This window comes from Pedobacter riviphilus (genome assembly GCF_014692875.1).
GTDB classification, from domain to species: Bacteria; Bacteroidota; Bacteroidia; order Sphingobacteriales; family Sphingobacteriaceae; genus Pedobacter; species Pedobacter riviphilus.
Genome location: NZ_CP061171.1, coordinates 3,075,460 through 3,094,003 on the forward strand (window position 1 = coordinate 3,075,460; position 18,544 = coordinate 3,094,003).

The 18,544-nt window shown below is 36.3% G+C and carries 18 protein-coding genes; 7 read left to right on the forward strand and 11 right to left on the reverse strand.

Annotation, left to right across the window (positions count from 1 at the left end; translation table 11 throughout):
- Nucleotides 1–1,226: 1,226 nt before the first annotated feature.
- Both H9N25_RS12680 and glmM read right to left on the reverse strand, forming a co-directional pair.
- Nucleotides 1,227–2,375 (reverse strand): cysteine desulfurase family protein, encoded by a 1,149-nt coding sequence (locus H9N25_RS12680; protein ID WP_190326114.1) that lies wholly within the window; start codon nucleotides 2,373–2,375, stop codon nucleotides 1,227–1,229.
- Nucleotides 2,376–2,505: 130 nt separating this feature from the next.
- Entirely contained in the window at nucleotides 2,506–3,891 is a 1,386-nt protein-coding gene (glmM, locus tag H9N25_RS12685; RefSeq protein WP_167295107.1) for a phosphoglucosamine mutase, read from the reverse strand.
- 364 nt (nucleotides 3,892–4,255) lie between these two features.
- Between glmM and H9N25_RS12690 the strand changes: the two genes are divergently transcribed.
- From H9N25_RS12690 to H9N25_RS12700, 3 genes are read left to right on the forward strand one after another with little or no spacing between them, the layout of a single operon-like run.
- Nucleotides 4,256–4,987, forward strand: coding sequence for a class I SAM-dependent methyltransferase (locus H9N25_RS12690; protein WP_167295108.1), 732 nt, complete (start codon nucleotides 4,256–4,258; stop codon nucleotides 4,985–4,987).
- On the forward strand, nucleotides 4,984–5,547 hold the full coding sequence (locus H9N25_RS12695) for a phosphatase PAP2 family protein (protein ID WP_190326115.1): 564 nt from the start codon (nucleotides 4,984–4,986) through the stop codon (nucleotides 5,545–5,547). The genes H9N25_RS12690 and H9N25_RS12695 overlap by 4 nt, the downstream gene beginning before the upstream one ends.
- A 3-nt stretch (nucleotides 5,548–5,550) precedes the next feature.
- Nucleotides 5,551–6,267 carry a ZIP family metal transporter gene (locus H9N25_RS12700; protein WP_167295110.1) on the forward strand — a complete coding sequence of 239 codons (717 nt, stop codon included), beginning with the start codon at nucleotides 5,551–5,553 and terminating at the stop codon, nucleotides 6,265–6,267.
- Nucleotides 6,268–6,475: 208 nt separating this feature from the next.
- Here H9N25_RS12700 and H9N25_RS12705 read toward each other — a convergent pair whose 3' ends face one another.
- From H9N25_RS12705 to H9N25_RS12740, 8 genes are all read right to left on the reverse strand, one after another.
- Nucleotides 6,476–6,619 (reverse strand): DUF5522 domain-containing protein, encoded by a 144-nt coding sequence (locus H9N25_RS12705; RefSeq protein WP_167295111.1) that lies wholly within the window; start codon nucleotides 6,617–6,619, stop codon nucleotides 6,476–6,478.
- A gap of 51 nt (nucleotides 6,620–6,670) precedes the next feature.
- Nucleotides 6,671–7,612 (reverse strand): exonuclease, encoded by a 942-nt coding sequence (locus tag H9N25_RS12710; protein WP_190326116.1) that lies wholly within the window; start codon nucleotides 7,610–7,612, stop codon nucleotides 6,671–6,673.
- Between the two features lie 43 nt (nucleotides 7,613–7,655).
- Nucleotides 7,656–8,273 carry a dephospho-CoA kinase gene (coaE, locus tag H9N25_RS12715; protein ID WP_190326117.1) on the reverse strand — a complete coding sequence of 206 codons (618 nt, stop codon included), beginning with the start codon at nucleotides 8,271–8,273 and terminating at the stop codon, nucleotides 7,656–7,658.
- The gene (locus tag H9N25_RS12720; RefSeq protein WP_223833370.1) at nucleotides 8,273–9,220 is read right to left on the reverse strand and encodes a YbbR-like domain-containing protein; all 948 of its coding nucleotides are present in this window, start codon (nucleotides 9,218–9,220) and stop codon (nucleotides 8,273–8,275) included. The genes coaE and H9N25_RS12720 overlap by 1 nt, the downstream gene beginning before the upstream one ends.
- A 119-nt stretch (nucleotides 9,221–9,339) precedes the next feature.
- Nucleotides 9,340–9,660 (reverse strand): preprotein translocase subunit YajC, encoded by a 321-nt coding sequence (gene yajC, locus H9N25_RS12725; RefSeq protein ID WP_184466845.1) that lies wholly within the window; start codon nucleotides 9,658–9,660, stop codon nucleotides 9,340–9,342.
- Nucleotides 9,661–9,727: 67 nt separating this feature from the next.
- Nucleotides 9,728–10,186 (reverse strand): DUF1573 domain-containing protein, encoded by a 459-nt coding sequence (locus H9N25_RS12730; protein WP_190326118.1) that lies wholly within the window; start codon nucleotides 10,184–10,186, stop codon nucleotides 9,728–9,730.
- A 2-nt stretch (nucleotides 10,187–10,188) separates the two neighbouring features.
- On the reverse strand, nucleotides 10,189–11,139 hold the full coding sequence (gene nusB, locus H9N25_RS12735; RefSeq protein ID WP_167295116.1) for a transcription antitermination factor NusB: 951 nt from the start codon (nucleotides 11,137–11,139) through the stop codon (nucleotides 10,189–10,191).
- A gap of 50 nt (nucleotides 11,140–11,189) precedes the next feature.
- Complete coding sequence (locus H9N25_RS12740) at nucleotides 11,190–12,278, reverse strand: Glu/Leu/Phe/Val family dehydrogenase (protein WP_167295117.1); 1,089 nt, start codon at nucleotides 12,276–12,278, stop codon at nucleotides 11,190–11,192.
- A gap of 562 nt (nucleotides 12,279–12,840) precedes the next feature.
- Here H9N25_RS12740 and H9N25_RS12745 point away from each other — a divergent pair.
- Together H9N25_RS12745 and H9N25_RS12750 are read left to right on the forward strand one after the other, a co-directional pair.
- Entirely contained in the window at nucleotides 12,841–14,631 is a 1,791-nt protein-coding gene (locus H9N25_RS12745; protein WP_190326119.1) for an ABC transporter ATP-binding protein, read from the forward strand.
- 79 nt (nucleotides 14,632–14,710) lie between these two features.
- On the forward strand, nucleotides 14,711–15,034 hold the full coding sequence (locus H9N25_RS12750; RefSeq protein WP_167295577.1) for a DUF3276 family protein: 324 nt from the start codon (nucleotides 14,711–14,713) through the stop codon (nucleotides 15,032–15,034).
- Between the two features lie 78 nt (nucleotides 15,035–15,112).
- On the opposite strand, the gene H9N25_RS12755 is transcribed toward H9N25_RS12750, so the two are convergent.
- A complete protein-coding gene (locus H9N25_RS12755) occupies nucleotides 15,113–15,577 on the reverse strand; it encodes a hypothetical protein (RefSeq protein WP_190326120.1) in 465 nt (154 codons plus the stop codon).
- A 184-nt stretch (nucleotides 15,578–15,761) separates the two neighbouring features.
- Here H9N25_RS12755 and ychF point away from each other — a divergent pair, with 184 nt between their 5' ends.
- Nucleotides 15,762–16,862: a redox-regulated ATPase YchF gene (gene ychF / locus H9N25_RS12760; RefSeq protein WP_190326121.1), complete on the forward strand. Its 1,101-nt coding sequence runs from the start codon at nucleotides 15,762–15,764 to the stop codon at nucleotides 16,860–16,862.
- 452 nt (nucleotides 16,863–17,314) lie between these two features.
- Nucleotides 17,315–18,223 carry an RDD family protein gene (locus H9N25_RS12765; RefSeq protein WP_190326122.1) on the forward strand — a complete coding sequence of 303 codons (909 nt, stop codon included), beginning with the start codon at nucleotides 17,315–17,317 and terminating at the stop codon, nucleotides 18,221–18,223.
- Nucleotides 18,224–18,544 lie beyond the last annotated feature (321 nt).

Here is an 18,544-nt window from a genome sequence, read left to right on the forward strand (position 1 = left end):
AATTTTATTCTTTATATTTCCGTAGCAAAAAACTAAAGTCTTAGCGAGACGTTAAGACTAGTAAGATTGATGATAAAAAATTAGTTTAACGGTTGGTGAGTCACCAACCAAGTAATCGGGTTTTTCCGGCAAATAAGATGCAGAAATAAATTCAGCATGACGCAATGCCTAACCTAGAGCAATAAAAAGAAGATACCCGCTGCAAATAATAATCGAAATCAGGCCCTAAATTTATATTTAACGCCCCATCAAACGCAGCATAACATCTTCCAACTGGTGATTTCCCTGTTAACCAAAGCGTTCCTTTACAGCGCGAACAAGTATTGGCCTCTTTAGAAAAGCCGTTAGCATTAATACCATGTTTACCTTTCGCAATTACAGCATTGCTCCGGGAAGGTTTCCTAATTCGTGAATGCAGCCGAAAGAATGAAATCTTCTTTTATGGATTTTATTGAAATGATTTGAAGATTCAAACGAAAATGGATTAAGGATAAACTTGTAAATGTGTTTCCTTTCTTCATTTAATTTTTCTTCCTGTTTCGCGTTCTCTAGATTTTGATTGTTTTGGCTCTTTTCCATGACGATATAGATTGTTGAAAACATGGTTAGTTTTCAGGGTTAACAATTTTAATCAGAATGCCTTTTTAAACTGCACAATACATTAGTAAAAAAAGCTTTTTAAAATTTGCTTAACCTTATACCACGGGGAATTTGATAAGGTTTCGTTCTGGAACTACATTAAAATGGCGTGAATAGCCTTTATCTTGATTAAATATAAGTCTTATTTTTGAATTTTGCAAGAGAATTTTACTGATTTAAATAGTCAGTTGAAGGCACCTCGAAATTGATTGTTTTTTTTGAAATCAGCCACGGTGGCATTTAGGCAAATACAGTCCTGCTCTCCACTTTATCCCGGCGAAGAATCGGGATGCCCATTCCGATCAGGTTTAAGTGGCACAGCCTTTAATACTATTTTGGGCTGCAGCGTGCAGAAGAAATTAGGCATTAAGCTATTTAACCGCTAATAGCTACACTAGCCTCTGTATATAAACCTGGATGGTGTGTAAAGCCCACAGCGTAGCGAGGACTTGAAACGGAAAGCAGGGCTAACCTTAAAATGAAATGCTGTCTTTGCTTTCCAAAAAAAAATAGACTTCAAACTATGCTTTATCGCATAAAAAAAGTCCCGATTCTCACCGGGACTCTCCTATTTGGTTAATGATATTTTAAGCTAAAGCATTTTGCTTTACTACCATTTTAACTTTTTCTATTACATAATCTAATTCTTCCTTTGTAGTGTATTTGCTAAATGAAAAGCGCACGGAAGGGCGATTTGGATCGGCGTTAATACCATTTAACACATGTGAGCCTATATTTGAACCAGAAGAGCATGCGCTGCCACCAGAAGCACAGATACCATTGATATCTAAATTAAATAACAACATGTCGGCCATGTCCATCTCCGGGAACGATACATTCAATACAGTGTACAAACTTTTATCGGCATCGGTTTCGCCATTAAAAGCAATTCCTGGGATTTCGGCAATTAACTGTGCTTTCAAATAATCTTTTAAGCCCTGAATGTATGATTGATGCTGATCCATTTCTGCATAAGCAATTTCTAAGGCTTTAGCTAAGCCCACAATACCATATACATTTTCGGTACCACCACGCATATTGCGTTCCTGCGCTCCACCATAAATCATTGGTGGAATTTTAATGTTGCTATTTACATATAAAAAGCCAACACCTTTAGGTCCATGAAGTTTGTGTGCCGCGCAAACAATAAAATGGGCTTTAAGCTCGCGTACGTTATGCGGGTAATGCCCCATGGTTTGAACGGTATCGGCATGGTAAATGGCATTGTATTTCTCGCAGATATCGCCAACTTTAACCATATCGGTCAGGGTACCCAATTCGTTATTGGCATGCATCAACGAAACGAAAGTACGTTCGTTATTTTGAAGCAGTTCTTCCAAGTGGTTATAATCGATGTTTCCTTTTTCATCAATATTAACGAAACTTAATTTATCGATCTCACCATTTTTAAGCATCGTATTTAAAGTATGCTCAACAGCATGGTGCTCTATTTTTGAAGTAATAGCGTGTTTAATTCCATAGGCTGAAATTCCACAACGGATAGCTGTATTATCGGCCTCGGTACCTCCAGAAGTAAAAAATATTTCTGATGGAGATGCATTTAAGAGGCCAGAAACGGTTTTACGGGCTTTCTCTACAAGCGTTCTCACCTCGCGGCCAAGCGCATGAATGGCAGATGGATTACCGAAATAGTTTTCCATCACGTTTGTCATTTCTGCGATTACTGCCGTATCTAAAGGCGTTGTGGCCGCATTATCTAAATAGACCCTTTTCATTTCTACGAATATTTAAAAGTTAGTATTGCAAAGATGCCTTGCTAAGGGCGGTCTCTGTTTAAATGTTCGGGGTTTAATCGTTTTATTAAACCCCGAACGTGTTATGCTTAATCCTGAAATCCTTTAAGGATTAAAGGTGTAATATTTCTTTAATGTCAGAAATAATTTTGTTCGCCAAATTCTCGGCGATGGTTTCATTTTCTGCCTCACTGTAAATCCTAATGATCGGCTCAGTATTAGAACGACGCAAATGTACCCAAGTTTTATCAAATTCTATCTTCAAACCATCAATTGTACTGTATGGTTGATTTTTATATTTTTCTTCTACCTGTTTTAACAAATTATCAATATCCATTTCTGGCGTAAGGGTAATTTTGTTTTTAGAGATGTGGTATTGAGGGTAACTAGCGCGTAATACTGAGATTGATTTACCAAATTTAGCTAAATGCGTTAAAAACAAGGCAATACCAACTAAGGCATCCCTTCCATAATGCGATTCAGGATAGATAATACCGCCGTTTCCTTCACCACCAATAATGGCATTGGTAGCTTTCATTTTGTTTACCACGTTTACCTCTCCTACTGCCGATGCGTTATATTCAGTACCTGCATTTTCAGTTACATCGCGTAAAGCGCGTGTTGATGAAAGGTTTGAAACTGTATTTCCTGGTGTATTTTTCAATACGTAATCGGCTACTGCTACCAAAGTATACTCTTCACCAAACATGCTACCATCTTCGTTCACAAAACATAAACGGTCAACATCAGGGTCTACTACAATACCTAAGTCGGCATGTTGTTTCTGAACTTCTTTCGATATTTCAGTTAGATTTTCAGGAAGTGGCTCTGGATTGTGCGGAAAATGTCCGTCTGGAGTACAATATAATTCTACCACCTTGCTCACACCCAAAGCTTTTAATAAGGCAGGTATAAAAATACCGCCAGTTGAATTTACACAGTCGATTACTATTTTAAAATCAGCCTTTTTAATTGCCTCAACATCAACCAATGGTAATGCTAAAACTTTATCGATATGCTTTTGAAGGTAAGTATCGTTTTTAATTACTTTACCTAGTTTATCTACATCAGCGAAATCAAAATCAGCACTTTCTGCTAAATCTAAAACTTCTTTTCCGTCAGCATCGCTAATAAATTCTCCACTGGCATTTAATAATTTTAGGGCATTCCACTGTTTTGGGTTATGGCTTGCGGTTAAAATGATTCCGCCTCCTGCTTTTTCATCAGGTACAGCTACTTCTACAGTTGGCGTAGTAGATAACCCCAAATCGATTACCTCAATACCCAGGCCTTGTAGCGTTCCGATAACCAGGTTATTCACCATCTCACCCGAAATACGGGCATCACGTCCTAAAACTATTCTTTTATTGCCTGTTTTTTGCACCACCCAGCTACCGAAGGCAGCTGTAAATTTCACAATATCAAATGGGGTTAAGCCGTCTCCAGCTCTTCCGCCAATGGTTCCTCGTATTCCTGAAATCGATTTTATTAAAGTCACTTTATATAATTTATTTGAGGCTCAAAAATAAGAAAAAAAACAAGATAGCCGTTATTTCAACCTACCTGTGCAAGTTAATTTACATTGTTTTTATAAGATCAATTTTATAGAATTAGGCAAAGCGCCAAAAACAAACGTGTGTTTAATTGAAATGTTCGATTGATTTTTTTTGCTAATATTTTCAGGCTTTAAATAAAGATGATAGGCAAAAACAATAGTGGTGAATTACAAGTTCATTTGCAATGCCATAAAAAAATCAATTCATAATATTCTTGCAACTTTATTGCATAAAAACAAATTCTAACTTTACTAGCGATTGTAAAACCTTATATTTGCATCCTTTTAAGATACAAACGGCTTTTATATGCAGCGCAAGTGGTTTCAATATTGGTTTAATTCGCCATATTATCATATTCTTTATCAACAACGAAATGATGCTGAAGCCGAGTTTTTCATTGATAAGCTCACGCATTTTTTAAATCCTAAAGCCGATGTTAAAATGCTCGATATTGCCTGTGGAAAAGGCCGGCATTCTATTTACCTGAATAAAAAAGGCTTTGATGTTACGGGAATAGATTTATCGGAACAAAGTATAAAGTATGCAAAACAATTCGAAAACAGCAAATTACACTTCCTTGTTCACGACATGCGGAGGCTGTTTTACATCAATTATTTTGATATAGCTTTAAATCTATTTACCAGTTTTGGTTATTTTGATACAGAAAAAGACCATGTAAATGCGCTTAAAACTTTTCGCAAATGCTTAACTGCCGATGGTATTTTGGTGCTTGATTATTTTAACACCGAAAAGATCATCCGTAATTTAAATTCCTGTGAAACGAAATCACTTGATGGAATAACTTTTCACATTACCAAAAATGTTATTGATGGGAAAATTATTAAAAAGATAAATTTCGAAGACAAACAAAAGGTATATAATTTCGAAGAAAGGGTTCAGGCATTTAGTTTTGAAGATTTTCAGCGTATGCTTACCAAGGCCGGGATGGTGATTGAAAAAACTTTTGGCAGCTATGGTTTAGCTGATTTTGATGAAAACAGCTCAGATCGGTTAATTTTAATTTGTAAAAAAGCATGATAGAAAGCATACAGCAATTTGACGTAGAATTGTTTTTGAAAATCCACCGCGGGCTTTCAAACAGTTTTTTTGATTGGCTGATGCCTTTAATGCGTAACCGATTCTTTTGGTCTCCACTTTATCTTTTTATTGTTATTTTTTGCATCAAACAATATAAAAAGCAGGGCTATTACATTATCGGCATGGTGCTGTTCACCTTTGCTATGGGCGATTTAATCGCCTCGAGGGTTGTAAAGCCTTTAGTATCGCGTGTAAGGCCATGTAATGATTTAAGTTTGGCGAACGATATTATTCACCGTGTACCTTGTGGAAGTGGCTTAAGTTTTCCTTCGGCGCATGCTACCAATCATTTTGCCATAGCTGTTTTTTTAATCTGCATTTTTTATAGCAGATGGAAACCTATTTTACCTATTGGTATCTTCTGGGCATTTATTATCAGTTTTGCGCAAATATATGTTGGCGTTCATTACCCCGTTGATGTAACCGTTGGCGCCTTGTTAGGTATAACAATAGGCATTATCTGTTCGATAATATTTAAAAAATTACAACCTGATTTTTAACTTATGGAAATCTGGAAACTCTGTGTACTCTTTTTTTGTGCCTTTTTAGGCGGAACAGCTATCTTTTTGGTTAAAAGTGATAAATCTAAATTACTTAAACTAATTTTGTCTTTCAGTGGAGCCTATTTATTTGCCATTACGGTTTTACATTTGATTCCAGATGCCTACAGCGGGCCCGACAAATGGCAGATTGGCATTTTTATCCTTATTGGTTTCTTATTACAAATTTTCTTAGAACAGTTTTCAGAAGGTGTAGAACATGGTCACATCCATAAACATCACGATGGGCATGTATTTCCTTTCGGGGTTATGATCAGCTTGTGTTTGCATGCTTTTTTAGAGGGAATGCCATTGGCAAAAGAGCAACATAATGAACTTATTTTTGGAATTTCATTACACCATATCCCTGCAGCCTTTGCATTAGCAAGTATATTGATGCAGAATCATTTTAAAAAAAGCAGCATTGTATTTTATCTAGTTATGTTTGCTATTATGGCGCCCCTTGGTTTTTACGTAAGTGTTGGTTTAAGCAACGGCACTATTGGAGGCCTTGATGCTTATTTCAATAAAATTATGGGCATTGTAATTGGTATCTTCTTACATATTTCTACCACCATATTGTTTGAATCGAGTGCCGATCATAAAATCAATACCCGTAAAATGATTGCCGTTTTATTAGGGATTGGTGTAGCATTGATCGGTTTCTTTGCCGGGCACTAGTTCAGTTGGCAGTTTTCAATTTTATTATATTAATGATGAGCAAAATTGGGCGCTCAATAAACATGAAGAGATTACTGATGTGCTAAGTTTTGTTTCGATGGGGTTTGAGGTAACACTAAGTGATGTTTATTATCGTGTTCGTTTTGGTCAGGAAAAACGAGACAAAAATTGAGAAGTGTGAACTGAAAATTTCCAACTGCCAACTGCATCACTTCTTCTCTTTCTTCTTCCCATAACCCCATGGACAGTGCTTACATTTATTTTTACAGCAATAACCCCGCTTTAAATGGTAGGATTCGGTAAAAACCATTAACCCATCTTCGTTAAAGTAAAAATCTTCGCCTTCTTTCATAATAGTTTGATTAAAGATTCTGAAACGAGTTCAGAATGACGATCCCTAAGGTTAATTTAATATTTTAACTTCTAGTTTATTTTTAAAATAATCTTTAAGCTGTTTTCCGTCGCCATGCAAAGTCCACACTTGTTTTGGTTTAACTTTTTCTATGGTTTCTAAAATTGCATCCCAATCGGCATGATCGGAAATATAAAGTGAAATCCCGTTTTGTTGCTGCAGATTCTTCCATCCAGAGGCAAAGGCCCGTACTACATTAATCGCCTTATGGTAGCTGTGAAAAACCATTGGAGGAACAATATAAACCTGATGTTCTTGATTATTTTTCATCTCCTTTCTATCGTACATTTTGTAATTCCCTACTTTTATGCCATAATCTTCGTAGATTTTAACAAAGGGCATAATACTGTGGTGAACCATCACATTCTTAGTAGGGCAATACTCGTTGAGCAATTGAATAATCCGTTGGCTTTTGCCCAGAGCGTAAGAACCCAACATAATATTCGCACTGGTTTCGTTCAGCTTTTTAATTTCATTTATGGGAGATGGATGTTTGGTTTCTGGATTGGCAAAGGTACTTTCTGTAATTAAAACGTCTGCTTCTACAAATTCAAAAGGTTCGCAGGTATTATCTGGTTCAATCTTATAATCACCTGTATAAAGATATTTTATGCCCTTATATTCCATTAGTACCTGTGCAGAGCCTAAAATATGTCCGGCAGAATAAAAAGTAATGGTAACCTCTTTTATTTTGAATGGCTCATGATAACTTTTAGTAAAAAAATCAACTGCTGCGAATTTGCGGTAACGGTGTTTCATAAAAGTTGCGGTAGCAGCGGTACAATAAACATTCTGGCTTCCACCTATGGCATGATCGCCATGCGCATGCGAAACCACAGCTTCTTTAACTGGCTGTTGTGGATCGAGGTAAAAATCGCCGTAAACACAATATAAACCCATTGGGGTAATGGTAATAAAATCTGCTAAAATCATATAGGATTAAGGCATTTAAGGATGATATGATTGGAGTAGATAATTAAACATTGGCACTTTTAAGCGCTTCCGCAGCTTTTAAAAATTGTTGGTGTAAGGCTAAAACCTGTTCAATTATTGATTGCTGTTCATCATTAACAATAAAATGATCGGCTATTTTCGATTTTTCTTCATCGCTCAATTGTTTATCCATACGTGCTTTAACCTGCTCTGCCGTTACTCCATCACGTAACATTACCCGCTTCATTTTAATGTCGTAAGGAGCAGTAACCAGGATCGTGGTATCACACATCTTGTAAGAACCACTTTCGAAAAGCAGCGCTGCTTCTTTAAGCGTATAAGGTGTATTTGCAGGTATGGTTTCTTCCCAGGCATCGAATGCTCTAAAAACTGCCGGGTGAACCAATGCATTTAATTTTGCAAGCGCTTCTTCGTTATTAAAAACAATGCCGGCAATGTGTTTATTGTTCAGTTTTCCATCTTCAAAATAACTATCATTGCCAAAAGCAGCTTTAACCCCTGCTACTAGCACCGCATCTTTACACATGATCTCTTTGGCCACAGTATCAGCATAAAACACAGGGATTCCCAATACTTCAAAAACCTTACAAGCGGTAGTTTTACCACTGCCTATACCTCCTGTTATACCTACTTTATACATTATTTTTCTACAATGAAATCTATTTTAGAAGGGCTTACACTCACCAATTTACAATAATCTGGAAATTCGGTTATTTTTACCGTAAACTGGCGATGCCCTAAATTTTGCCATTCATCAACATCAATGGTTGCGGTAATAAAACTTTCATCAACCTGATCGTAATTGCTCAAGGCCACTAAAAAGGTTACTTTAACTTTTTTAGGGTAAAGTTTAATGCTGTTATAGCTTCGATTATTGGTGATTTTTAAAGGTACCTCGATAGTTTTTTCAGTAAATTCATCAACAGGGAGCTTAACTTCTACAGATGATGGATAAATGCTTACATTTTTGTGGATGCTGTGCTGTAAAGCTACTCTCGTAGTGCTACTACTCTGTATCTTATCCTGTTTAAGCGTATCGGTTGGCCAAAATTTTAACTTTGAAAGCTCCTCCAACGGGCCAGCCACCTTTACATACTTGGGATTGAGGATAATTTCACTGGAAATACCATATTGTTTAACAAAACTCAGCTTATCTATCAATTTTACCGGAACTTTTTTCACCACGCGTTTAGTAAAATCGAAATAAAGGGTATCGGGTTTAACAGAAATTACTTTTTGGGTACTTTCTAATTGCCTGTTGATATTAAAAAGCTGATCGGAAAAAACAATAAAATCTTTGGTATTGAGCTGACTCAGACTAACAGAAACAGAAGGAGGACTGATCCTTAAACGGGCAAACAGTAGCTGCCAGCCTGTTCCTTCTACCTGTAAATCTATCGTATCTGATTGCAAAGGATAAAATGCTCTTTTGGTGGGGGTATTTTTAAAAACCAATACAGTTTTTGCTACATAAATATATTTGTTGTTTAATGCCATAAAAAGCCATGCAGCTATAGCCAGAAGCAAGCAGGCCAATAAGCTAAATACGCGTCTTTTTTCAATCTTCGTTAACCTAATGAAGGGCATAATAAATTAATGTTAGCTGTAAGCTGGAAAAATATTATCCAAAATGCATTTAATCAAATGTAGTAAAACAAAAACAGTCCCGAAAGTTTTCGGGACTGCGCTTAAATTTTATTAATTTATTAGGCTTTAGGCGCTACAACTGCTTTGGTTGCATCTAAAGAAACCGCTGATTTATCGAAACGGATCTTTACACCACCTTCAACCTCAATTAAAAAAGTTGTTTCATTCATATCGGCAATGCGACCGTGAATACCTGCAGTAGTTACGATTTTATCTCCTTTTTTTAATTCTTCAACCAATTTTTTATGGTCTTTCGCTTTTTTAACTTGTGGACGGATCATGAAAAAGTAGAAAACTACCATGATGAGTACCATTGGTACAATTGTAGTTAGCATGTTACTACCACCTGCTGCTGCCTGTAATATTACTGTTGATGTCATTTCTTATTTATTTGTGTTTTTGTGAAATTTGATCCTTATGGATGATGCCATAAACAATCGAACCAATTTATTTTTTAGCAAGTACCTCACCTACTAAATGAACAGTGGTTACTGTTGGATTTGCATTTGATGTTACGGTTACTACTTTATCTTGCATGCCCATTTTGCCTTCGCTATTAAAAACTACGCTAATTACACCTTCCTTACCCGGCAAAATAGGCTCGCCTGGTACCTGAGGAACAGTACAGCCACAAGTTGCCGTTGCATTTGAAACAATCAGCGGACTTTTACCTGTGTTTTTAAGTTTGAAATCGTGCTTTACTTTTTCGCCTTGTGTTATTTTACCGAAATCGAAAATATCGCGTTCAAAAACAATAACAGGTGCATCTGCCGGAGCAACTTTAGCAGTTTTTGATGTATCGTTGCCAACAGAAACTGCTGTAGCGGTTTCGCTGGTTTTATTATTTGCATTACGACATGCCACAAATGAAAGTGCAGCAATAGCCAAGATAAATGTTCTTTTCATTTTTAATCTTCGATTAATCCACGGCCAATCTTTTTAATAGTGTTGTTTTTCTTAAGATCGCCTAAAATTTTGTCTAAAATACCGTTAATAAATGAATTACTCTTCGGTGTACTGTAATCTTTTGATAACTCTAAATATTCATTGATGGTTACTTTAACCGGAATAGATGGAAAATTTAACAGTTCACAAATGGCCATTTTCATTAAAATGGTATCCATCAATGCAATACGCTCCGATTCCCAGTTTTTGGTTCTATCGGCAATCATTTCCTGGTATTTTGCATCGTTCTGCAAAGTATATACAAAAAGATCCTGAACAAATTTGCTGTCTTCAATCCAATCGGCACTAATTTCGGTTAATTTATTTTTGAAAGGATCTTCAGATGTAAAGTTTTTCAGGGTTTTGGCTACCATACCTTTCATCACTTCATGATCTACCTGCCAGTTGATAAATTTCTCTTCGAAAACCTGTAAAATGGCCTGGTTTTTTAAGATGATTTTACGGAAAATGTATTTGATGATGTCTTTCGATGATTCTAAACTTTCGTTCGGATCGGCAAGATAATCGGCATATTCTTTTGATGCTTTTAAAGAATTGTAGACGGTTTTACGGATTTCTGGATCGAAACCCCAATCTACCTTATATTTTTTTATCGCAGAAGCATACTCGGGATTTTGCTGCAATAAAACACTAAACTTATTGTGTAGCAATTTCATATTAGGATTAATATCCTCTGCTGTTTTAATAAACTTATTTGCGCGCTCTGCAGCGTCGTTAGCAGTAAATTCGGTAACTTCTACCATTAAAGATAACATCCAGATGTACATTTCGTACACGCTATCGATGCTCTGCATTAAAGTTTTTAAATCACCTTTAATGTCTTTTTTGTCTGCCATGTGCCAAGCAAAAATATTTTGCAAAGCTTTGATTCTTAAGTGCCTTCTGTTTAACATGAATGTAAGAACGAGTGTGGTTTTTTAAAACCTGTTTTAATAATTATGATTTAATATGACGATTTAATTTTTTTAATGTCTGCAATCCGCTTCTCGGCTATGCGATTGGCAGCAATATTTGTTGATATATTTTCAGTTTTACTTAACTTAATTACACTGCGCGTAGCATCGTAAATATTCTCTGTAAGCTGTACTGTACGTTTTTTACCAAAACCAGTTAACTCCGAATAGCAGGAAATTAATCCACCAGCATTGATCAGATAATCAGGTGCAAATAAAATTCCTTTCTTCAAAAGCAACTCGCTATCTAAAACTTCATCTTTCAACTGATTGTTTGCTGAACCTGCAATAATTGCAAATTTCATTTTTTCAATGGTTTTGTTGTTAACGGTAGCACCCATTGCGCATGGGGCATAAACATCGGCATCGGTTGTAAAAATTTTATCGGCCTCGATCGGTTTTGCTTTATATTTCCGGGCAACGTAAGTTAATTGCTCCTGGTTAATATCGCTAATCAAAACCTCGGCATTTTCTTTTCTTAACAGAGCAACCAGATGCTCACCAACATTTCCGATACCTTGTACTACAATGGTTCTTCCAGCCAGCATATCTGTACCGAAAACTTCTTTAACACTAGCTTTAATACCTAAATAAACACCCTGCGCAGTAAAAGGGGCTGGGTTGCCTGCACCGCCGATAGACTCGGGAACACCAGTAACATAATTGGTTTCCATACGGATATATTCCATATCGCGTGTATTGGTACCCATTTCTTCTGCGGTAATAAATTCGCCATTTAGGTTTTTAATAAACCTACCATAGCTACGCATTAAAGTTTCTGTTTTGTCTTTTCTGGAATCGCCTATAATTACACCTTTTCCACCACCCAGATTTAATCCTGTTATTGCAGCCTTATAAGTCATTCCACGCGATAAACGCAGCGCATCTTCTAATGCTTCGCTTTCTGTACTATAGCTCCACATGCGTGTTCCACCTAAAGCAGGACCCAATGTAGTATCGTGTATAGCAATAATTGCTTTTAAACCTGTATCTGGATCGTTGCAAAAAACCAATTTTTTATGGCCATAGGCACTTAATTGATCTAAAATTGAAAAATCTGACGGAGAATTTGCTGGCATATTGAACGTTCGGATAACCTGCTGCAAAATTAAAATAAAAAACCATTATTACGTGTATTTAACAAAAATACAATAAAATTTATTCGATGGAGATGGTTTTTTGGGCTAAACCTGGCAGATTTGCGAAGCCTGTAAGATCTAAACCACAATACAATTAGGTAGCCGTATTATTTTAGAAAAGCAGGGTTCGGTACATTTGGGTTACAAAAGCCCCGCTATGCACTTCAAAGCCTTGGCTCGTACCTCGCCTGCAGGTTTTACGCTCCTATCGGGTTTAGGAGGCAAAGACATCTGAAGTTTGAGGTAGTGCCAAAACGCTGCGTTAGGGATTGTAAGGGTTCAGTACCGATTCTTCATCGGTACCGCAGCAAAGCGGAGCCCTGAAAAGCCCGCCCCTTGCGCAGCTTGGGTAACGCCCAAATTAGTAAGCCGTTAATTAGCCCTACAAACTCACAGCCTCCAAAACTCGAAGATTGGAAAGAGTGTCATCATTTTTTAAAGCTTAGACCAGAATAGATAAATATGTATTATGAAATAACAAAATTAGCTAAGTTTGTATAGAATGAAACATTTAAGCCGATTAAACAAATACTTTCTTAAATACAAATGGTGGATTATACCCGGAAGTATTTTTGTGGTAATTTCTAATATTTTTGGGGTAGTGCCTGCCCAGGTAATTGGCTATGCTGTTGATCTGATTACCGAAAACATTCAGCTATTTAATCTCTTTTATGGTTTCGATCGGCAGGCCATTATTTACGACATATTTAGTAGTAACCTTTTATTTTTTGGATTGCTGGTTATTGCACTCTATTTATTACGTGGACTGTTTCTGTTCTTTATGCGCCAAACCATTATTTTAATGTCGCGGCATATAGAGTTTGATATGAAGAACGATATTTACCAGCATTACCAGGAGCTGAGCTTAGGTTTTTACCGCAGAAATAATACTGGCGATTTGATGAACCGCGCTACAGAAGATGTTAACCGCGTAAGGATGTACGTGGGTCCGGCAATTATGTACACCATTAACACTTTTGTTTTATCGGTGCTTATTATCTGGTCGATGTTTGATGTAAATGCCAAACTGGCCATCTATTGCCTGTTGCCCCTCCCTTTTCTGGTGGTGATTATCTACTATGTAAATACGCTGATCTTTAAGAAAAGCGGGAAGATACAGGAGCGTTTATCAGATCTTTCCAGTTTTGTACAGGAACGTTTTTCGGGGATCAGGATTATTAAATCATATGTGCGTGAAGATTATACACGAAATATGTTCTCCATCCAGAGCAACGATTATAAAAAAGATTCGATGAGCCTGGTTAAAGTATCGGCATTGTTTTATCCTACCATGCTTTTATTAATTGGTTTGAGTACCATTTTAACCATATATATTGGCGGTATCCAGGTAATGAATGGCAGTATCACCGCAGGGAATATTGCCGAGTTTATCATTTACATTAACCAGTTAACCTTTCCGGTAACCATGCTGGGCTGGGTTACTTCTTTAATCCAACGGGCTGCTGCCTCACAAAAAAGGATAAACGAGTTTTTAGATATCCCATCTGACATTCAATCGGAAGAAACCGCTGAAATTGAGTTAAGTGGAAATATCAAATTTAATCATGTGAGTTTTACCTACCCTGACACAGGCATTGAAGCTTTAAAAGATGTGAGTTTTGAGATTAATAGTGGCGAATTTGTAGCCATCATCGGAAAGACAGGGTCAGGAAAATCGACATTGGCCAATCTGATTATGCGGATGTATGATGTAGAAAATGGCGTGATAAACATTGATGGAAAGAATATAAAAACGCTAAACCTTAAAAACTACCGTAACCAGATTGGCTTTGTACCACAAGAAGTTTTCCTCTTTTCTGATACCATAAAAAACAATATAGCCTTTGGCTTAGACAAGGTTACGGATGAAGAAGTGCATGCGGCAGCAAGAAATGCCTCGGTTTATACCAACATTATCGACTTCGAAGAAAAATTCGAAACGATGCTGGGTGAACGGGGAATAACGCTCTCTGGAGGACAAAAACAACGCGTTTCTATTGCAAGGGCATTGATTAAATCGCCTAAAATTTTAATCTTCGATGATTGCCTTTCGGCGGTTGATACTAAAACGGAGGAAGAAATACTACAAAACCTCGGTAAAATCATGGCCGGAAAAACAAGTATTTTAATTGCCCATAGGATTTCGACCATTAAAAATGCAGATAAAATTTTGGTACTGGACAATGGCAAAATCATTGAGCAAGGCACACACAATGAATTACTTAGTCTAAATGGCAGCTATACCGATCTTTATAACCACCAACTTTTGGAGGAGGAAACGCGAACTATTTAAATTGTATTAAAATTGTATTTTGAACTTTAAATATTTGCTTTATATTTACCGAAACCAAAAACCAACATCAATACCAACCATGGGAGAATTCGACAACAAGGAAAGAGAAGAAGTTTTTTCAAAGAAAGTAAGAGCAGGTAAGAGAACTTATTTCTTCGACGTGAAGGCTACAAGATCGGGTGATTATTATTTAACAGTTACCGAGAGTAAGAAAAGATTAGAAGACGGTGTGTTTGTAAAACATAAAATCTTTTTATACAAAGAAGATTTCGAAAAATTTGCAGAAGGATTAAATGAAACTGTTGATTACATCAAAACTCACCAGGATGTGGTTGAAAAACGTTATGAATATTCTGAAAATGGAGAACATAGCGCTAAAGCAAGCGACGATTTTACTTTTTAAGTAATTATAATTTCAAATAAAAAAGCCTCCCGATTTTAAAAATCAGGAGGCTTTTTTTATCTGTGTACAGTTTATTTTTTATTTTACACCTACACTGCTAACGGCTATAGTAAGAATTAACAGGAAATAACTTATTGTTAACACAATGGTGAGTATTCCCCAAAATTTAAAAAGCGATTTTACATTCGCAATGGCATCGTTTAAATTTTCCTGATCGCCAAATAACACACCTTGTTTACCCTTGGCTGAAAAACGGAAAAGCAATAAACTTGGGTAGAAAAAGAGTAAGGCCAATAACAGGTAAAATATGGTAATCCCTGTAGCTCCTATACTGGCCAATGGTCCTAATTGATTGAGCATTGCAGGATTTGCCGTTATTGCGGCCCCTATTCCAAATGAACTTAAGGTTAAAAATGCAGAGAGAACAAAACCCACAACCGATAAAAATCTGGCCCATTTACTCATATCGTAAAAATAGCTCCGCATTTCTTCAGTAACAACCAATTTTACTTCCTGGGGCACTTCATTTTCAAAATCTTCCATTTATCTCTATTTATTTTTGGCTAAACATAGATAAAATATAGATTTGATACAATAGCAAGGGTTTAAATAAAGGTTTTAAAAGCTTATCTTTGCGCGGAATTTGAGGCGGAGAGCGGAGCATAGACATTGACTATGAACCATCGACCAAAAAACTATTGACTGTAAAATAAATACTAAAATATAAATGGCATTACAATGTGGTATAGTTGGTTTACCAAATGTTGGAAAATCGACTCTTTTTAACTGTTTATCAAATGCAAAAGCGCAGGCTGCAAACTTCCCCTTTTGTACTATTGAGCCCAATGTTGGCGTAATTACAGTACCTGATGATAGATTAACCAAACTGGCCGAGTTGGTTAAGCCAAACAAAGTGCAACCGAATACAATCGAGATTGTAGATATTGCAGGTTTGGTAAAAGGTGCATCGAAAGGCGAAGGCTTGGGAAACCAGTTTTTAGGAAATATCCGTGCTACGAATGCAATTATTCACGTTTTACGTTGTTTTGATGACGGAAATGTAATTCACGTGGATGGCTCTGTTGATCCGATTCGTGATCGTGAAATTATTGACACCGAGCTACAACTTAAAGATTTGGATACCGTTGACAAACGCATTCAAAAAGTGGAAAAAATGGCTAAAACTGGTGGCGATAAGGACGCAAAACGTACTTATGAAATTTTAACGGTGGTTAAATCTCATTTAGAAAGTGGTAAATCAATCCGTACAGCGCCATTGGCTCAAGATGATTTCGATTTTATTGAAGATTTAGGTTTACTTACGCAAAAGCCTGTAATGTACGTTTGTAACGTTGATGAAGCATCGGTAATTAATGGCAATAAATATGTTGATCTGGTTAGGGCAAGTGTTGCTGATGAAAATGCGGAGGTTTTAGTGATCTCGGCTAAAATTGAATCAGAAATTGCTGAACTGGATAGCTACGAAGAGCGTCAGGAGTTTTTAGCTGATTTAGGCTTAACTGAATCAGGCGTAAATAAATTAATCCGTGCAGCTTATAAATTATTAAACCTTTATACCTATTTCACCGCTGGTGTACAAGAAGTTAGGGCCTGGACGATTACAAAAGGCTTTACTGCACCGCAGGCTGCTGGTGTAATCCATACTGATTTTGAAAAAGGATTTATCCGTGCGGAGGTAATCAAATACAACGATTTTGTAACCTTAGGTTCTGAAAATGCCTGTAAAGATGCTGGTAAATTAGGTGTTGAGGGAAAAACCTACGTAGTGGAAGATGGAGACATTATGCACTTCAGGTTTAATGTATAACCCCTAAATCCCCTAAAGGGGACTTTACAATATAGAGCCACTTGAAAGAGTGGCTTTTTTGTTGAAGATTTTTTTTGCCACGGAGACACAGAAAGCACGGATACCCACTCGATTGTCACGCTGAGTAGAGTCGAAGCGTATTGAAGCGCTTAATTAACCACAGATAATACGGATTAACACAGATAATCATTTTTACAAACTCTTTCTTCAAATCTTAGCTACTAAGGCACAAAAAAACGGAATTATATTGCTGTGCTCAGCCTAAAATATTAGCAGCTACATTGCCAATAAACCCGATTAAAATGGAAAGCCCACAGCGCAGCGAGGACTTGTAATGAAAAGCGGGAGCAAGCTTTAAAATATCTACTGCCATTGCTTTTCAAATGCAAAATGGATATTTGTTATTTTAGTCCCAGGAAAAAATTGTTATTTGCGATAATAAATTAACACTCATGCAAAAAATAAAATCCAAACTCACAATATTTATTATCGTAACCTCTTTATTTACATTAGTAGCTCAGTTTTTACCACGTTTTTCTCTATTTGACTGGCTATATCTTTTATTAAGTCCTTTCAGTTTCAGTTTCAAAATCCCACAGGTTATTTCTTACGAAGCATTCAATCTAATCTTTCGCCTGTTGTTTTTGATAAGCGGAATACTGTATTATACTAGTAAAGGAAAGCAATGCTCGTTGGCGCGTTTTTTATTTTCGGTCATCTTGATCGATAGAGCTGTAAGAATATTAAAATTCCTATTGCCGATCATATTTTCTTTCAGTGATTTTATGGCACGTCGCGACTTTTCTGATATCTTACTATCACTTATTGCCAATGTGTTCTGGGCATATTTATCATTTAGGGTATTGAGCTTTTTTAACACACAAAAAAAAATACACTTAATAATAGAAGACTATGGCGGGGATTTGGTAAATTATGTTGTTGAAGCAAAAAACTGGCAAAGGGTATTCCATTTAATAATAGACAGTATTATAATGCTTATTGTTTTTTACCCTCTGCTTGAAACCATAGCCCGAATTAAATTTTTAGTTTTGTTATTGGATAAAATCAGTTTAGTTATTGGTGATAAAGCGTTAGTAATACTAATATTTGCCTCTTTTAAATTGATTTTTTATTCATTCTTCGAAAAAATATTTCAGTCATCGCCGGCAAAATTTATTACTGGAACAAGGGTTGTAAACAAAAGTGCCGAGATGCTTAAGTTTAAAACCATTATGATAAGGACTCTATCTAGGTTTGTACCATTTGATATCTTATCGTTTATATTTGCCAATACTGGATGGCATGATCAATGGTCGGACACTTTGGTTGTTAAAGAAGAAAATATCGCTATACAAGAATAAAGTATTTTTGAGTTTGGTGTCAGAATCGAACTGACTACACTGGTTTTGCAGACCAGTACACATCCATTGTGCATACCAAACGATTTAAAAATAAAAAAGCCGCTTATTAAATCTGTAATAAGCGGCTTTTAAATCTCTTCTATATCTTTTAGCAGATAAACAAAGTCCACCCATTACTTTTTGAGTAACAAAAACACGAGTTTAAACAATATTTTTCTGTTATATTTTTCACGATGTAAAGATAAACATAATTCTTAATTAACAAACAGTAATTAAAATACTTTGATTGAAACTTGTATTTTACATTAAGATTACCTCCGC